Annotated in this window: 18 protein-coding genes and 1 tRNA gene; 5 read left to right on the forward strand and 14 right to left on the reverse strand. The window is 59.2% G+C overall.

What is annotated here, in order from left to right:
* The first annotated feature begins 165 nt into the window (after positions 1-165).
* From FPT15_RS24425 to pstB, 5 genes are all read left to right on the forward strand, one after another.
* Positions 166-2,163, forward strand: a complete 1,998-nt coding sequence (locus FPT15_RS24425) for a PAS domain-containing protein (RefSeq protein WP_256676511.1) — start codon at positions 166-168, stop codon at positions 2,161-2,163.
* A 307-nt stretch (positions 2,164-2,470) separates the two neighbouring features.
* The gene (pstS, locus tag FPT15_RS24430; RefSeq protein ID WP_145165347.1) at positions 2,471-3,487 is read left to right on the forward strand and encodes a phosphate ABC transporter substrate-binding protein PstS; all 1,017 of its coding nucleotides are present in this window, start codon (positions 2,471-2,473) and stop codon (positions 3,485-3,487) included.
* Between the two features lie 55 nt (positions 3,488-3,542).
* Positions 3,543-4,538, forward strand: a complete 996-nt coding sequence (gene pstC / locus FPT15_RS24435; RefSeq protein WP_145165462.1) for a phosphate ABC transporter permease subunit PstC — start codon at positions 3,543-3,545, stop codon at positions 4,536-4,538.
* Positions 4,535-5,407, forward strand: coding sequence for a phosphate ABC transporter permease PstA (gene pstA, locus FPT15_RS24440; protein ID WP_145165349.1), 873 nt, complete (start codon positions 4,535-4,537; stop codon positions 5,405-5,407). The genes pstC and pstA overlap by 4 nt, the downstream gene beginning before the upstream one ends.
* Positions 5,407-6,186, forward strand: a complete 780-nt coding sequence (gene pstB, locus FPT15_RS24445; protein WP_106578391.1) for a phosphate ABC transporter ATP-binding protein PstB — start codon at positions 5,407-5,409, stop codon at positions 6,184-6,186. Before pstA ends, pstB begins: the two co-directional genes overlap by 1 nt.
* Before the next feature lie 207 nt (positions 6,187-6,393).
* Here pstB and FPT15_RS24450 read toward each other — a convergent pair.
* The 14 genes from FPT15_RS24450 to FPT15_RS24515 form a co-directional block, all read right to left on the reverse strand.
* A tRNA-Lys gene (locus tag FPT15_RS24450) sits at positions 6,394-6,469 on the reverse strand.
* Positions 6,470-6,532: 63 nt separating this feature from the next.
* The gene (gene queC / locus FPT15_RS24455; RefSeq protein ID WP_178119743.1) at positions 6,533-7,210 is read right to left on the reverse strand and encodes a 7-cyano-7-deazaguanine synthase QueC; all 678 of its coding nucleotides are present in this window, start codon (positions 7,208-7,210) and stop codon (positions 6,533-6,535) included.
* 1 nt (position 7,211) lies between these two features.
* On the reverse strand, positions 7,212-7,859 hold the full coding sequence (gene queE, locus FPT15_RS24460; RefSeq protein WP_145165353.1) for a 7-carboxy-7-deazaguanine synthase QueE: 648 nt from the start codon (positions 7,857-7,859) through the stop codon (positions 7,212-7,214).
* Between the two features lie 164 nt (positions 7,860-8,023).
* Positions 8,024-8,857, reverse strand: coding sequence for a tol-pal system protein YbgF (gene ybgF, locus FPT15_RS24465; RefSeq protein ID WP_119736970.1), 834 nt, complete (start codon positions 8,855-8,857; stop codon positions 8,024-8,026).
* Positions 8,858-8,863: 6 nt separating this feature from the next.
* Entirely contained in the window at positions 8,864-9,364 is a 501-nt protein-coding gene (gene pal, locus FPT15_RS24470; protein ID WP_003209827.1) for a peptidoglycan-associated lipoprotein Pal, read from the reverse strand.
* A gap of 55 nt (positions 9,365-9,419) precedes the next feature.
* A complete protein-coding gene (gene tolB / locus FPT15_RS24475) occupies positions 9,420-10,700 on the reverse strand; it encodes a Tol-Pal system beta propeller repeat protein TolB (RefSeq protein WP_152745290.1) in 1,281 nt (426 codons plus the stop codon).
* 17 nt (positions 10,701-10,717) lie between these two features.
* A complete protein-coding gene (gene tolA / locus FPT15_RS24480) occupies positions 10,718-11,791 on the reverse strand; it encodes a cell envelope integrity protein TolA (RefSeq protein WP_056858573.1) in 1,074 nt (357 codons plus the stop codon).
* Complete coding sequence (gene tolR, locus FPT15_RS24485; protein ID WP_161635741.1) at positions 11,791-12,243, reverse strand: protein TolR; 453 nt, start codon at positions 12,241-12,243, stop codon at positions 11,791-11,793. Before tolR ends, tolA begins: the two co-directional genes overlap by 1 nt.
* A 23-nt stretch (positions 12,244-12,266) precedes the next feature.
* Positions 12,267-12,962, reverse strand: a complete 696-nt coding sequence (tolQ, locus tag FPT15_RS24490) for a protein TolQ (RefSeq protein ID WP_003209819.1) — start codon at positions 12,960-12,962, stop codon at positions 12,267-12,269.
* 1 nt (position 12,963) lies between these two features.
* Positions 12,964-13,419 carry a tol-pal system-associated acyl-CoA thioesterase gene (gene ybgC / locus FPT15_RS24495; RefSeq protein WP_071484353.1) on the reverse strand — a complete coding sequence of 152 codons (456 nt, stop codon included), beginning with the start codon at positions 13,417-13,419 and terminating at the stop codon, positions 12,964-12,966.
* A 139-nt stretch (positions 13,420-13,558) separates the two neighbouring features.
* Positions 13,559-14,617 carry a Holliday junction branch migration DNA helicase RuvB gene (gene ruvB, locus FPT15_RS24500; RefSeq protein WP_003193867.1) on the reverse strand — a complete coding sequence of 353 codons (1,059 nt, stop codon included), beginning with the start codon at positions 14,615-14,617 and terminating at the stop codon, positions 13,559-13,561.
* Complete coding sequence (gene ruvA, locus FPT15_RS24505; RefSeq protein WP_025854761.1) at positions 14,618-15,229, reverse strand: Holliday junction branch migration protein RuvA; 612 nt, start codon at positions 15,227-15,229, stop codon at positions 14,618-14,620.
* Positions 15,230-15,296: 67 nt separating this feature from the next.
* A complete protein-coding gene (ruvC, locus tag FPT15_RS24510) occupies positions 15,297-15,821 on the reverse strand; it encodes a crossover junction endodeoxyribonuclease RuvC (RefSeq protein ID WP_005790910.1) in 525 nt (174 codons plus the stop codon).
* Positions 15,822-15,963: 142 nt separating this feature from the next.
* Positions 15,964-16,710, reverse strand: a complete 747-nt coding sequence (locus FPT15_RS24515) for a YebC/PmpR family DNA-binding transcriptional regulator (RefSeq protein WP_017139810.1) — start codon at positions 16,708-16,710, stop codon at positions 15,964-15,966.
* Positions 16,711-16,794 lie beyond the last annotated feature (84 nt).

The raw sequence follows: 16,794 nt of genomic DNA on the forward strand, positions 1-16,794 counted from the left end.
TGCATCGAGTGTGTCTGGCCAACGTGTCGCGAGTATCCACCGCCTAAACGTCAACACCAATGCTTTGCCAGCGCAAAGTCAGCACCGTACGGGAGGAAGTCGCTGGTGAGATAGGTATCGTAATGACATGATACGGCCCATTTACTCCCACTCGGCCAAACTCAAATGAATACCACTGTCGGGATCGGCTCAGAGCCAAGCGAGCTGGCCGCCACCGGCTTGGGCAGAAGCGAAGCGTTCACCGAGCGCGTTCTGGCCAGCATCAACGATTGCATCAAGGTTCTGGACCTCGACGCCCGCCTCACCTTCATGAGCGAAGGCGGCATGAAAATCATGGAAGTCAGTGACTTCAACGCGATTCGCGGCTGCCCCTGGCCCGACTTCTGGCAGGACAAGGGAAACGCGGATGCCAAGGCTGCCGTACAGGCCGCCAAAAACGGTGAAAGCGCAAGTTTCATCGGCCCCGCCGAGACGCTGGCCGGCAACCTGAAATGGTGGCATGTGCAGGTCAGCCCGATCCTCGACCGTGACGGCCGGCCGGAACAGATCCTCTGTGTCTCGCGTGATATCACCGCCCTGCGTGAAGCCGAAGAGTCCCTGCGCACACTCAACGAATCCCTTGAGCAAAGGGTGATGGAGCGCACCCGCGATCGCGATCGTATCTGGCGCCTGTCGCCGGACCTGATGCTGGTCGCCCAGCTCGACGGCGTCATCTCCGCGGTGAACCCGGCCTGGACACGCATGCTCGGCCACACCGAACACGACTTGGTGGGCAGCCAGCTGCTGGACTTGGTGCACCCGGAAGACCTCGCGGTCTCGTCCTCGGCGGTCAGCCGCCTGGGGGACGGCAAGAATTTTCCCAATTTCAAGAACCGCTACCGCCACCAGGACGGCAGCTACCGCATGATCGCCTGGACGGCCGTGCCCGACAGCGACTACATCCACGCGGTGGGCCGGGATATCCAGGCCGAAGAAGAAGCCAAGGAAGCCCTGCGTCTGTCGGAAGACGCCCTGCGTCAGTCGCAGAAGCTTGAAGCAATCGGCCAACTCACCGGTGGCGTCGCACACGATTTCAATAACCTGCTGACGGTCATCAAGTCTTGCGCTGACTTGCTCAAGACGCCTTCTTTGAGCGAAGTGCGGCGCATCAAGTACGTGGAAGCCATCGCCAGCACCGTGGACCGCGCCGCGCGCCTGACCGCCCAACTGCTGACCTTCGCGCGCCGTCAGGCGCTGCGTCCGGAGGTTTTCAACGTCGGCGACAGCGTATTGCGTGTGGGCGAAATGATGGACAGCCTGACCGGCTCACGCGTCAAGGTCACCATCGAGGTGCCGCAGGAACCCTGCTTTATCAACGCCGATGAAAGCCAATTCGACACCGCCCTGGTGAATATGGTGGTCAATGCCCGGGATGCCATGGCCGGCAACGGCCAATTGGCGATCAGGGTGGCAACCGCTACGTGGCTGCCTTCAGTACGTGCCCACCCGGTGCGAGTCGCCGAGTACGTGACGATTGAGTTGAGCGATACCGGATCGGGCATTGCTCCGGAGAAGCTCGACGCGATCTTCGAACCCTTCTACACCACCAAGGCCATCGGCCAGGGCACCGGGCTGGGCTTGTCGCAGGTGTATGGCTTTGCCAAGCAGTCGGGCGGTGAAATCCTGGTGCGAAGCGAGTGCGGCAAAGGCAGCCAGTTTATGTTGTACCTGCCCAAGGTCGAAGCCGGTTTGATGCCCGTCATCCAGGACAGTCGCGACGTACCCATCGCCTCTGACCTGTGCGTGCTGATGGTTGAAGACAATCCCGACGTCGGCCTCTACACCTCGCAGACCCTGGAACAGATGGGTTTCAAAGTGCTTTGGGTCGCGGACGCCAACAGTGCGCTCGAGGCCCTTGCGCCGAACCCGGAAAGCTTCCAGGTGGTGTTCTCCGACATTTCCATGCCGGGCATGAGCGGACTGGAATTGCTCGATGCGCTCGAAGCCCTCTACCCGTGGCTGCCGGTGGTGCTCACCACGGGTTACAACGACGAATTCGCACGTATCGCCAAGGAAGAGGCCCAGCGTTTTGTGCTGTTGCAAAAGCCCTACTCCACCGAAGCATTGGCCGTGCTCTTGCAAAAAGTCGTCAAGAGTCGCCTGAACCTCACCGCACAAAGCTAAGCCTGAGACGGGGCCGCATCGGCCCCGTCTCTAAACACTTCGATTAAGCAGTTCCTTTGCAACAATCAAAAACCATCCCGCACCCCGGCACTGCAACCAAAACCCGCAAAACCAACCCTTAACCCGTGCCGACACCGCGACATTGAAGCTGGACGAGGGCAAGTCCGCGTTCACCGGCGCAAACATTTCTAAATGTTTCTTCATAAAGCCAAACCGTCATTAAACAGACATATCTCAGGAATTAAATCGTCACGTCTTAGACAGGTGGACCTATCCCACTTAACCCTTCCCTTGAGGTGTTGTCGTGATGTTGCCGACTAAAAAAAGTCTGTCTGTTCTGTTCGCCGCCCTGTGCCTGAGCGGCGTGGCCCACGCCACTGACGTTACCGGTGCCGGTTCCAGCTTCGTGTATCCGGTGCTGTCCAAGTGGTCGCAGGACTACAGCAAGAACTCCAGCAACCGCATCAACTACCAATCGATCGGCTCCGGCGGCGGTATTGCCCAAATCAAGGCCGCCACCGTGGACTTCGGCGCCTCCGACGCCCCGCTGTCCGCCGACGAGCTCAAGGCCGGCGGCCTGGGCCAGTTCCCCAGCGTGATCGGCGGCATCGTGCCGGTGATGAACGTGGAAGGTATTGCGCCGGGCCAGTTGAAGCTCGACGGCGACGTACTGGCGAAGATCTTCCTTGGTGACATCAAGGCCTGGAACGACCCGACCATCGCCGCGCTCAACCCGGGCTTGAACCTGCCGGTGGCAAACATCACCGTGGTGCACCGCTCCGACGGCTCGGGCACCTCGTACAACTTCACCAACTACCTGGCCAAAGTCAGCGACAGCTGGAAAACCAAGATCGGTTTCGGCACCACTGTGCCGTGGCCGGTGGGTGTGGGCGGCAAAGGCAACGAAGGCGTTTCGGCCTACGTGAAGCAGATCAAGAACTCCATTGGCTTTGTGGAATACGCCTACGCCCTGCAGAACAAGATGACTTACACCCAGTTGAAGAATGCGTCGGGCAAATTCGTCAAACCTGACGCCAAAGCGTTCCAGGCAGCCGCGGACACCGCCGACTGGGCCAACGCCAAGGACTTCAACCTGATCATGACCAACGCCCCAGGCGAAGGCGCGTGGCCGATCACGGCGACCACCTGGATCATCATGTACAAGCAGCCCAAGAATGCCGAGCAAAGCCAGGCGGCGTTCAGCTTCTTCAAATGGTCGCTGGAAAAAGGCCAGCAACAGGCAGCAGCGCTGGACTATGTAGCCCTGCCGGACTCCCTGGTGTCGCGCATCGAAGGTTACTGGAAGTCTGACTTCGCCAACTGATTCGCCCTACAACCGCCTTGCTCATTGATTGAGGAAGGCGGTGAGCACATCTGATATGAACGACACCGTCCACCCGCTGGTTATGAGTACTCACGCAGGCGACACCGCGGGCGACCGTCGTGCCACCCGCGATCAACGCCACGATTTGTGGTTCAAACGCTCGATGTTCGGCGCAGCCATGCTGGTGTTGGTGCTGCTGGGTGCCATTGCCGCCTCGACCCTGTGGGGCGGCGGCCTGGCGTTCAAGACCTTTGGTTGGAGCTTTATCACCAGCACCGAATGGGATGCGGTGAACAACCACTTTGGGGCTGTGGTGCCGATTTACGGCACCTTGGTCACCTCGTTTCTGGCCTTGCTGATTGCGGTGCCGGTGAGCTTTGGCATTGCGATTTTTCTTACCGAAGTCGCGCCGCCTTGGCTGAAGATGCCGGTCGCATCGGCGATTGAACTGCTCGCCGGTATCCCCTCGATCATCTATGGCATGTGGGGCCTGTTCGTGTTCGGGCCGTTCATGGCCGAACACCTCTCGCCCTTGATCAATGACTACCTGGGCGCCCTGCCCTTCGTTGGCTCGCTGTTCCAGGGCCCGCCGTTGGGAATTGGCATGCTCACTGCCGGCATCGTGCTGGCGGTGATGATCATGCCGTTTATCACCTCGGTGATGCATGAGGTGTTTCGCAGTGTGCCCACGCCGCTGAAAGAATCGGCCTACGCGCTTGGCAGCACTACCTGGGAAGTGGTGTGGGACATCGTCTTGCCCTACACCCGCTCGGCCGTCGTAGGCGGGATCTTTCTCGGCTTGGGCCGCGCCCTTGGCGAGACCATGGCCGTGACCTTTGTATTGGGTAACGCGCAACAGTTTTCCGCGTCCCTGCTGATGCCCAGCAGCTCGATCGCTTCCGTCATCGCCAACGAATTCAGCGAGGCCTACACCGACCTGCATCGCTCCGCGCTGATCGCCTTGGGCTTCTTGCTGTTTATCGTGACATTCGTGGTGCTGGCACTGGCACGCCTGATGCTGATGCGCTTGTCGCGTAAGGAAGGGTTATGAACACTCACGAACGCCTGTATCGCCAGCGCGCGCTTAAAAACGCCGTGGCCATGTTCCTCAGTTGCGGCGCCACCGCCTTTGGCTTGCTGTGGCTGGCGTGGATTCTGCTGACCACCCTGATCAATGGGTTCCAGGCTCTGAACCTGCGCCTGTTTACCCAGATGACCCCGCCACCCGGCACCGAAGGCGGGCTGGCCAATGCGTTTTACGGCAGCGCGCTGATGTCCGGCATCGCGCTGTTGATTGGCACGCCCATCGGGCTGATGGCGGGAATCTGGTTGGCGGAGTTCGCCCGCCACTCGCGCCTGGGCACCACGGTGCGGTTTATCAACGACATCCTGCTGTCGGCGCCATCGATTGTGCTGGGCCTGTTTATCTACACCGGCGTCATCCTGCCGCTGAACCTGCTGACTAACCATCAGGTCGGGTTTTCCGCCATCGCCGGTGCCCTGGCCCTGGCTCTGCTGGTGATCCCGGTAGTGGTGCGCACCACCGATGAAATGCTCCAGTTGCAACCTTCGACCATGCGCGAGGCAGCCCTGGCATTGGGTGTACCGCAATGGAAGTTGACGCTGCAGATTGTGTTGAGAGCGGCCAAGGCCGGCGTCGTCACCGGCATCCTGCTCGCTCTGGCACGGATCACCGGGGAAACCGCGCCCTTGCTGTTCACCGCCTTCGGCAATCAGTTCTGGAGCAGCAACCTGCTCAAGCCGATTGCCAGCGTACCCGTGGTTATTTTCCAGTACGCCATGAGCCCGTTCGATGACTGGCACGCGCTCGCCTGGGCGGGTGCACTGGTGCTGACGCTGTTCGTGCTGGTGCTGAGCCTCACATCCCGCCTGATTCTTTTACGCAATAGGTCTCACTGATGGACGCTACCGGCATTGCTCACGAAAAAACCAAAATCCAGGTGCGCGGGTTGGAGTTTTTCTACAACAACCAGCGCTCGCTGAACGCCATCGACATTGATATCCCGGAAAAACGCATCACCGCCATCATCGGCCCCTCGGGCTGCGGCAAATCCACCCTGCTGCGCGTGTTCAACCGCATCTACTCGATGTACCCCAAGCAGGAAGCCCGTGGCGAAGTGCTGCTCAACGGCGAAAACATCCTCGCTCCCGGCTACTCGATGAACCGCCTGCGCAGCCACGTGGGCATGGTGTTCCAAAAGCCGGTGCCGTTTCCGATGTCGATCTACGACAACATCGCCTATGCCGTGCGCCACCACGAAAAACTTTCCCGCCGCGAAATGAACGATCGCGTCGAACAAGCCCTGCGCGGCGGCGCCCTGTGGGATGAGGTCAAAGACAAACTCAACCAGAGCGCACAGAGCCTCTCCGGTGGTCAGCAACAGCGACTGTGCATCGCACGCACCATCGCGCTGCGCCCGCAAGTGTTGCTGCTGGACGAGCCGACCTCAGCGCTCGACCCCATTTCCACCGGGCGCATCGAGCAATTGATTACGGAGTTGAAGACGCAGTACACGGTGATCATCGTGACCCACAACATGCAGCAGGCCGCACGGGTGTCGGACAACACCGCGTTCATGTTCATGGGGGAATTGATTGAGTACGGCAAGACCGACCAGATCTTTACCACGCCGAAGATGAAGCAGACTGAGGACTACATTACCGGGCGGTTTGGGTAACCGCTCGGCGTGGCAAAGCATTGGGGCTTGGTGGCGGGCTCAGTCCGAGCGGGCTGAGCTTATGTATTGATCGATGCACAGGTCGCGATAAGTCTGTACGCCAAGGACGCGCAGGAGCCTGGCGTCGCAAGGCCCAAATCACAGGCAAAAAAAAACCCGGAAATCCTCACTTGCGTGGGCCTTCCGGATTTTCTAAACCGCCAAAAATGGTGGGTCGTGTGGGATTCGAACCTACGACCAATTGGTTAAAAGCCAACTGCTCTACCAACTGAGCTAACGACCCGCTGTGTGGTGGCGCGTATAATACTGATTTCTAAGGATTATTCAACACCTTATTTTAAATAAATCAGAAATAACGCGTGGGGTCAGTAATTCCGGCCGCTTGGAAGCCTTCTGCGCGCAGTCGGCAGGCGTCGCATTTCCCACATGCACGGCCGTCATCGTCTGCCTGGTAGCAGGAAACAGTCAGCGTGTAATCGACGCCAAGTCCTACACCAGTCTTCACAATGTCCGCCTTGGTCATGTTCTGCAGCGGCGCCTGAATACGGAAGCCCTGCCCCTCTACGCCGGCCTTGGTGGCCAGGTTGGCCATGCGCTCGAACGACTCGACGTACGCTGGCCGGCAGTCCGGATAGCCGTTGTAGTCCAGCGCGTTGACGCCGATGAAGATATCGCGAGCATTCAACACTTCAGCCCACCCAAGGGCCAGGGACAGAAATACGGTGTTGCGCGCTGGCACGTAGGTCAGCGGAATGCCTTCACTGGGCGCCTCGGGCACGTCAATGCTGCTGTCGGTGAGCGCGGACCCGCCGATGCCATTGAGGTTGAGGCCGATCACCTTGTGCTCAACCACGCCTATGTCACGGGCCACGCGCGCGGCGGCGTTCAGCTCGGCGCGGTGGCGCTGGCCGTAGTCGAAACTCAGGGTGTAGCAGCTGAAGCCTTGGGCGCGGACCATGGCCACCAGGGTGGCGGAGTCCAGACCGCCGGAAAGCAGGATGACTGCACGCTTGTGATCAGCCATATCAGCGCCCCGGCTCGTCATTCCACAGGTATTTGTGCAGTTGCAACTGCAGGCGCACCGGCAAGTTGTCCGCCACCACCCAGTCAGCCAGGTCGCGAGCGTTCAGGTCGTGATGACTTGGAGAGAACAGCACCTCGCCTGCACGACGGTCCAGGCCGTACTGGATCAGCTTGGAAGCCGCCCAGTCATAATCGTCGCGGGAACAGATCACGAACTTGACCTGATCGTTGGCGGTCAGCAGGTCCATGTTGGCGTACAGGTTGCGGTGCGCCTCTTTGGAGCCAGGGGTCTTGAGGTCGACCACACGGCTGACGCGCGGATCCACGGCCGAGATGTCCAGGGCGCCGCTGGTTTCGAGTGAAACCTCGTAACCGGCGTCACACAGCCGCTTGAGCAGCGGGATGGCATTGGGCTGGGCCAGGGGTTCGCCGCCCGTCACACAGACGTAGCGCGGCTTGAAACCGGCAACCTGTTCGATGATGTCGTCCAGGGTGCGCACGGTGCCGCCGCTGAAGGCGTAGGCGCTGTCACAGTATTGGCAACGCAAGGGGCAGCCGGTCAGCCGTACAAATACAGTAGGCAGGCCAGCAGTGCGCGTTTCACCCTGTAACGAGTAAAAAACTTCGGTAATACGTAATGTGTCTTGCATAGTCGCCACGGGCGTAACAGCTAAACAGGCTGTCCGCCTCCGTCAGGCACTTCAAGGAATTGCGCAAACGCGTAAACCCCAGGAAGCGTGTTTCATAAAAGGGCGTGGATTCTAACGAAAAAACCCGCGCCAGGCGCGGGTTTCTTCTAAACGGGAAGCATCGCTTACAAACGCTGCAGGTCCCGCTGGGCCAACTGGGCAGCGGAGGTACCCGGATACTGGGCAACCACCTGCTGCAGAATGCCTTTTACCTTGTCGGTGTGACCCAGGCGGCGTTCTACGTCAGCGAGTTTGTACAGCGAATCAGGCACCTTGGCGTGCTTTGGGTAAAGCTGGCTGACCTTGGCAAAAGCCTGGCCTGCACCTTGCAAATCACCCTTGGCCAAGTTGACCTCGCCCAACCAGTACTGGGCATTGCCCGCGTATTGGCTGTTCGGGTATTTGCGCAGGAATGCGGTAAAGGCCTGGCTGGCCTTATCGAAATCCTTGGCTTTGATCAAGTCGAAGGCTGCATCGTAATACAGCTTTTCCTTCGCCGGATCACCCGGTTCGCTGCTGGCGGCAGGGGCTTGGCTTGCCGCCGCGGCCCCTGCTGCTGCACCACCGGCGGCGCTTGGTGCGCCACCGGCAGAAGAATTATCAGGAGTGGCGGCAGGTGTAACGCCGGCTCCAATGCGTCGGTCAAGATCCTGGTAACGCTCCAGGCCTTCTTGCTTAAGCTGGTTCACTTGATTCTGCAGAACTTCAATCGTGCCTTGTTGCTGCGACAATTGATCCTGCATGCGTTGCAGCTGGTTGAACAGTTCGCCCTGTGCCGAGGGAGCGGACGTAGCCGCTCCCCCAGCATAGGCGCCGTTCGTGCCATAACCCGCTGGCGGATAACTGCTCCCGCTATTGTTATAGCCAGAGTTGCTATCTTCCACAGGAACCGCAGCCCACACCGCAAGCGGTGCGAGGCTGAGAGCCAATACAGTTAGAGCACGACGGCACGTTCGCATGACGAATTACTTACGCAGTTCGACGCGACGGTTTTGAGCCCAGGACTGCTCGTCGTGGCCAGTAGCAACTGGACGCTCTTTACCGTAGGAAACCAGTTCCAGTTGGCCTGGAGCAACACCTTGCAGTACCAGGTAGCGCTGAACGGCTTTCGCACGACGCTCGCCCAGTGCCATGTTGTACTCACGAGTACCACGTTCGTCAGTGTTACCTTCCAGAACAACGCGAGCGCCGTTAGCTTTCAGGTCCTTCGCGTGAACGTCCAGAGCGCGCATGGCTTCTGGCTTCAGGTCCGAACTGTCGTATTCGAAGTAGAAAGTGGTGATAGCGCGCAGAGCAGCTTCTTCGCTCAGGGAGCCGTCAACTGCACCAGTGTTAGCGCCGTAACCAGCGTTTGGATCAACAGCTGCGCCTTCACCGGCATTGTCGCCGCCTTTAGACGAGCAACCAACGGCTACGGACAGAGCCAGAGCCAGAGCAGCAAACTTACCAAACTTCAGCATTTCCATCGTGAAACTCCTAATGAACCCCAGTGTGTTAAGTACTTCTTTTTGTAGCGCCGCGTCAGTTCAGGTAAGGGGACCAGGACGGTTCTCTGACTTCGCCTTGAGCGGTAGGAAGCGGGAGCCTTACGCGTCCATTAATGGACACGAGCATCAAGACTCCCCGGCCCTGCTGGCGGGTGGCGTAGATTACCATGGTGCCGTTGGGCGCAACAGTAGCTGACTCATCAAGGTTGGTATCTGTGAGGATTTTTACGGTTCCGCGCTGCAAATCCTGGGCCGCAACCCGGAAATTAGTGAAACCATCCTGACGGTGAATCATCACCAACGTCTTTTCATCAGCCGAAAGCTTAGGGTTGGCATTGTAGTTACCAATAAAGGTCACGCGTTCTGCGCCACCGCCACCTACGCTTGTTTTGTAGATTTGAGGCTTGCCGCCACGGTCGGAGGTGAAGTAGATGGTCGAACCATCCTTACCCCAGAACGGTTCGGTGTTGATGCCCGGGCCGCTGGTAACACGGCTGATCTGGCGCGAAGCCATGTTCATTACGTAGATATCAGGGTTGCCGTCTTTGGACAGTACGAACGCCAGGCGCGAACCATCCGGCGACCAGGCTGGCGCACCGTTGAGGCCTTCGAAGTTGGTGATCTGCTCGCGACGACCGGTATCGATGTGCTGAACGAAGATACGTGGACGACGCTGCTCGAACGATACGTAGGCAATACGCTTGCCGTCCGGCGCAAAGCGCGGCGACAGGATTGGCTCACGCGATTGCAGCAAGGTCACAGCGCGTGCACCGTCGTAGTCCGAACGCTGCAACGTGTAACGAGTGTTGTCTACAGAGAAACGCTCAGCCGTTACATACAGCAGACGCGTCGAGAAAGCACCTTTGATACCGGTGAGCTTTTCAAACGACTGGTCGGAGATGTAGTGCGCCATGTCCCGCAGTTGTTCGGCGGTGCCCGAAACGCTGCCGGTCAAGACCTGCTGCTCGGTGGCCACGTTGAACAACGTGTACTGGATCTGCAGGCGACCGCCGGCCGGCGTGATGTTGCCGACCATCAGGTACTGGGCGCCCACTGCCTTCCAGTCACGGAACACAACTTCGCTGGCCTGGTTAGGCTGGCTGATCATGTTGCCTTTCGGAATCGGCGCGTAGTAACCGGAGTTGCGCAGGTCGTCACTGACGATCTGGGCCATGTCGTCCGGCAGCACGCTGCCGCCCTGCCAGCCGAACGGTACTACGGCAATCGGGGTGGCCCGATCGCTACCGCTGGTAACCAGAATGTTCTTTTCATCCGCCGCCGCTATCCCTGCCATACAGCAAATAACGACAAGCATTCCTCGAAGAAGGTTTCTCACAAGGCTAGATCCTCAGGTGTGAATGTCATCTTGAATGAACGATAGGGAGCGAAGTCGCTTGGTTTCATTCCCTGCATCTCGGTCAACCGGCCAATGTTCTTGACCGCGGCAACCGCCGAACTGTCGAACGAACCGTCACCACTGGACTTGGCCACGCTGACCGAAGTCACCGTACCGTCCGGCAACATGCCGATCTGCAGCACTACTGTCATGCCTTTGCGTGCCGAAGGTGGACGTGTCCAGCCTTCCGCTGCTCGTGCCCGAATCAGGTCGTCGAAACTGCCCGCGACTTCATCACCACGCTCATCGGCCAAGGCTTGCTGACGCTGCGGCGTGTCGGAAAGCAAATCTGCCAAGGCCTGGGCCTTTTTCTCTTCGGCGGATTTACGTGCTGCTTCCTGGGCCTTTTTCTTGCTGGCGTCGGCGGCAGCTTTCTTCTTCGCGTCGTCGGCGACTTTCTTCTTCGCCTCGTCTGCTTCAGCTTTTTTCTTGGCGTCTTCGGCGGCTTTCTTCTTCGCGTCTTCGACTATCTTTTTCTTGGCTTCTTCAGCGGCCTTTTTCTTGGCCTCTTCTTCAGCAGCTTTTTTGGCTTCTTCTTCAGACTTCTTCTTAGCTATATCAGCCAATTGTTTCTCTTCGGCTTTTTTAGCTTCGGCAGCTTTGTCGGCTTTCTTGGCTTCATCAGCCTTTTTCGCCTCGTCAGCTTTCTTGGCTTCGTCAGCCTTTTTCGATTCCTCGGCCTTTTGAGCCGCCTCTTCTTTCTTTTGTTCCGCAGCAGCCTTCACCGCTTCCTGCTCGACCTTCTTCTGTTCCATCTGTTCGACTTCAGTCTGGCGCGCAGCCGACTTCTGGGCCTCACCCGCAATCTTCTGATTGGTCTGGGTGGTGGCCTGACTTTTCGATTTCAGCTGATACAGGGTCGCCTGCACGATCGGCTTGGCTGGCGGCAGGTCCGGGGTCATGGCAAAGCTGACGAACAGCATGCCAAACACCAGGACGTGCAGGGCAATTGCCCAGACGCTAGGCCAGAAGTAGCTTTCCGAGGCGGACGGCTCTCGCTGTTGCTGCATCAGGGCGCCTCGGTAATCAAGCCAACGTTACCCACGCCGGCCTTCTGCAGCCCACCCATGGCGCCCATGACGGAACCATAGTCGACCACTTTATCGCCGCGAATGAACACCTGGGTGTGCTTGCCGCCTTCGTTGCCGGCCCGGATGATCTTGGTCACGGCATCGGTCATCTGCGGCAAGGTCATGGCCTTGTCCTGCTGTTTCTGGGTGTCGACTTCGCTGCCAAGGTTCCAGTAATAGGTCTTGTCAGCCTTGATCGAAATGGTCAGGACCTGAGTGTTGTTGTCTTGCGGCAAGGCTTCGCTGGAAACCTTGGGCAGATCAACCTTCACGCCCTGATTGAGCATCGGCGCGGTCACCATGAAGATGACCAGCAGCACCAACATCACGTCGATGTAAGGCACTACGTTCATCTCGGCGACCGGCTTGCGCTTTTTGCGAGCTCGAGCGATTAAAGCCATTGGGAATTACCTGCTTATTCTTCGCTGGTGTGCACTTTACGGTGCAGGATCGCCTGGAATTCATCGGCGAAGGTGTAGTAACGGCTGATCAAGGTCTCGCCGCGCGCGGCAAAACGGTTGTAGGCAATTACTGCGGGGATAGCAGCGAACAAGCCAATCGCGGTGGCGATCAGGGCTTCGGCGATACCCGGGGCCACGGTGGCCAGGGTCGCTTGCTGGGCCTGAGCCAGGCCACGGAAGGAGTTCATGATGCCCCACACCGTACCGAACAGGCCGATATACGGGCTCACTGAACCGACGGTGGCGAGAAACGGCAGGCTCTGCTCCAGCTTCTCTTCTTCACGGGAAATCGCGACGCGCATGGCACGGGCCACGCCTTCCATGACCGCTTCCGGGTCAACGCCCGGTTGCTGACGCAGGCGGGAGAATTCCTTGAAGCCGGCGCGGAAGATCTGCTCGACGCCCGAATCCGGGTCCGGGTTGCTGCCGGCCTGACGGTACAGCTTGGACAGGTCGATACCCGACCAGAAGCGCTCTTCGAAGCTCTCCAGGGCACGTCGACCGGCACGCAGCAAATTGCTGCGTTGAAAAATCATGACCCAAGAGGTAACCGATGCGGCTACCAGGACCAGCATCACCAGTTGAACCACGACACTGGCATTGCTGACCAGGCTCCACATGGAGGAATGGTCGACGACGGTAGGTTCCACGCTAAATCTCCTGCTTTGATTGTTTACCCGCGCCGCTTACGCCGGCAAAGGCCGCACGTAGAGCTTCGGGAATGGCCCGGGGTTTCAAACTATTGGTGCGCACACAGGCCACCAGGAACTGCCCCTCGCAGAGCAGCGTTGCATCCGTTGCCCGCCTGACTTGCTGTTTAAAGCGCAGGCTGACACGGTTCAATTCGATTACTTCAGCGCTGACCAGCAACTCGTCGTCCAATCGCGCCGGTGCGTGGTAACGCGCCTCGCTGGAATGCACGACGAATAACAGGTCCTCCCCTGCCAGCTGGGATTGGGCAAAGCCCAGCTCCCGTAGCCGCTCGGTTCGAGCCCGCTCCATGAACTTGAGGTAGTTGACGTAATAAACGATGCCGCCGGCATCGGTGTCCTCGTAATAAACGCGACAGCGATGTGCGAACGACTGATCCCCGTTTTGCGCGCGCATACTCTAGTGCTTACTCCTCAGGTTGCCAATCCGGCTGGGCAACTGTTTTTTCATTCTCTGAAACATTTGCAGCAACTGAATGACGCTACCAGCCACTAGGACAGCACAAACCTCAGATAAATCGACTGACGTGAGCTTTTTAATCGTCCACTGCATCCAGGAATTCGTCTACTACAGGCATCTCGCCCAATCGTGACGGAATGTTTAACCCGAAGTGCAGATAAGCATGACGCGTCACCACCCGCCCCCTTGGCGTGCGCATGATGTAACCCTGCTGGATCAGGTACGGTTCCAGCACATCCTCAATGGTATGACGCTCCTCGCTGATCGCCGCCGCCAGGCTGTCCACACCCACCGGGCCGCCGTCGAACTTCTCGATCATGGTCAAGAGTAGACGTCGATCCTGATGATCGAAGCCATGTTCGTCCACATCCAGCAGGTTCAACGCCAAATCGGCCACGGCCTTGGTGATGTGCCCCTTGGCGCGCACTTCAGCAAAATCGCGCACACGTCGCAGCAAACGGTTGGCGATCCGCGGCGTGCCCCGCGCTCGACGGGCGATTTCAAACGCGCCTTCCGGGTCAAGCGGCAAACCCAGGATGCTCGCCGAACGGCTGACAATCGTCGCCAGGTCTGCGGTGCTATAGAACTCTAGACGTTGAACAATCCCGAAACGGTCTCGCAGCGGGTTGGTCAGCATGCCCGCGCGGGTGGTCGCGCCCACCAGGGTGAACGGCGGCAGGTCGAGTTTGATCGAACGGGCCGCCGGGCCCTCGCCGATCATGATGTCGAGCTGAAAATCTTCCATGGCCGGGTACAGCACTTCTTCGACGATGGGCGACAACCGGTGAATCTCGTCGATAAACAGCACATCGTGCGGTTCAAGGTTGGTCAGCAAGGCCGCCAGATCACCCGGACGCTCCAGCACCGGGCCGGAGGTGGACTTGATCGACACGCCCATTTCCTGGGCGATGATGTTCGCCAGCGTGGTTTTACCCAGCCCCGGCGGGCCGAAGATCAAGGTGTGGTCCAGGGACTCGCTGCGCCCGCGCGCGGCCTGGATAAACAACTCCATTTGCTCGCGCACGGTGGGCTGGCCGATGTATTCAGCCAGGCTCAGCGGGCGGATGGCCCGGTCCTGGACTTCTTCACGGTCGCGCGGGCCAGTGGCCGCGATCAGACGATCAGCTTCAATCACTTAAATCATTCCCTTCAGGGCTCGGCGGATCATGTCTTCGCTGCTCAGGTTCTTGTCCTTGATGGCCGATACGGCTTTGCTCGCTTCCTGCGGCTTGTAGCCCAGGGAGATCAACGCGCTGACCGCGTCGCTCTCGGCGCTGGCGACCTGGCCTGCCGGCATGTCCGGCTGGTTCGGCACCAGGGCAAACATGCTCGGTACCACTTCCCAGGCCTTGAAGCGGTCCTTGAGTTCCACCAGCAGACGCTCAGCGGTTTTCTTGCCGACACCCGGCACCTTGGTCAACGCCGAGGTGTCCTGGGCCGACACCGCGCGCACCAGCTCATCAACTTCCAAGCTCGACATCAACGCCAGCGCAAGCTTTGGCCCCACGCCATTCAAGCGGATCAGTTCGCGGAAAAAGTCGCGGTCGCGCTTGCCAATGAAACCGTAGAGCAGTTGCGCGTCTTCCCGTACCACCAGATGAGTGTGCAGGGTGAGCGGCTCGCCGACCGACGGTAGGCGATACAGGGTGGTCATGGGCACTTCCAGCTCATACCCCAACCCATTGACATCCAGAATCAGGTGCGGCGGCTGTTTCTCAGCCAGGGTGCCGCGCAAGCGTCCAATCACGGTTCAGATCCTTAAAGCTTGGGGTCAGATCGAGGCCTGACCGGAAATAACGATTGCGCTGATGCTATCAGAGACGCAGCCGGCCGCCACGACTGCGTGCCGTGCCCAGGCCGTGCGGCAGCAAGCTTGAGCGCGTGTGCGCATGGCAAATGGCAATGGCCAGGGCGTCGGAGGCGTCGATTTGCGGTTTGGAGGTGAGCTTGAGCATGTGCATGACCATCATCTGCACCTGCTCCTTATTCGCCGCACCGGTGCCGACCACGGCCTGTTTGACCTGGGTGGCGGTGTACTCAGCGATTTCCATGCCCTCCTCCGCACCGGCGACAATCGCGGCGCCACGGGCCTGACCAAGCTTGAGCGCGGAGTCGGCGTTTTTGGCCATGAAGACTTTTTCGATGCCCATGGTCACCGGCCCGTAGGTCTGGATCACTTCACGCACGCCGCGGTAGACAATCTGCAGGCGCTCGGCCAACTCGCCTGCGCCGGTGCGAATGCAGCCCGAGGCGACGTAGATGCAGCCGCGCGGGGTCTGTTGCACCACGCCAAAACCGGTGATGCGCGAACCGGGGTCGATACCTAGGATTAAAGTCATAACGCCTGCAGTTTTGTGGATACAGATAGACCCAATGTGGGAGCGGGCTTGCTCGCGAAAGCGGCCATTCAGTTAATGCATCAAGTGACTGACACACCGCATTCGCGAGCAAGCCCGCTCCCACAGGGGATCCTCATTGTTCTCAGGTGAGCTGCTCGGCTACAGATTCCGGGATGTCGGCGTTCGAGTACACGTTCTGCACGTCATCCAGGTCTTCCAGCATATCCAGCATCTTCAGCACTTTCTGCGCGCCGTCCAGGTCCAGTTCGGCGCTGGTGGTCGGCAGCATCACGATTTCCGCGTCAGTGCCTTTGAAACCTGCCGCTTCCAGGGCGTTGCGCACCGCATAGAAGCCGGCGAAGGAAGTGAACACGTCGATGGAGCCGTCTTCGTTGGTCACCACGTCGTCGGCGTCAGCCTCCATCGCAGCTTCCATCAGCGCGTCTTCATCCGTACCCGGCGCAAAAGTGATCTGCCCTTTGCGCTCGAACAGGTAGGCCACCGAACCGTCAGTGCCCAGATTGCCGCCGCATTTGCTGAACGCATGGCGCACGGCTGCCGCAGTACGGTTGCGGTTGTCGGTCATGCACTCGACCATCACCGCCACGCCGCCCGGGCCGTAGCCTTCGTAGCTCAGCTCGACCATGTCGTCGGTGTCGGCGGCGCCGGCACCACGAGCCACGGCGCGGTCGATGATGTCACGGCTCATGTTCGCGCCCAAAGCCTTGTCCAGCGCCAGGCGCAGACGCGGGTTGGAGCCCGGGTCACCACCGCCTTGGCGGGCAGCAACGGTCAGCTCGCGAATCCACTTGGTGAAAATCTTGCCTTTCTTGGCATCCTGACGCTCTTTGCGGTGCTTGATGTTCGCCCACTTGGAATGGCCAGCCATAACACAACTCCGAAATTCTCTAGAAACCTTATCAATCCCGCCCCAGGCAGGATTTTCCTCTTAAAAGCACAACCCTTGTAACGC

This window comes from Pseudomonas sp. RGB, assembly GCF_007713445.1.
Taxonomy (GTDB): Bacteria; Pseudomonadota; Gammaproteobacteria; order Pseudomonadales; family Pseudomonadaceae; genus Aquipseudomonas.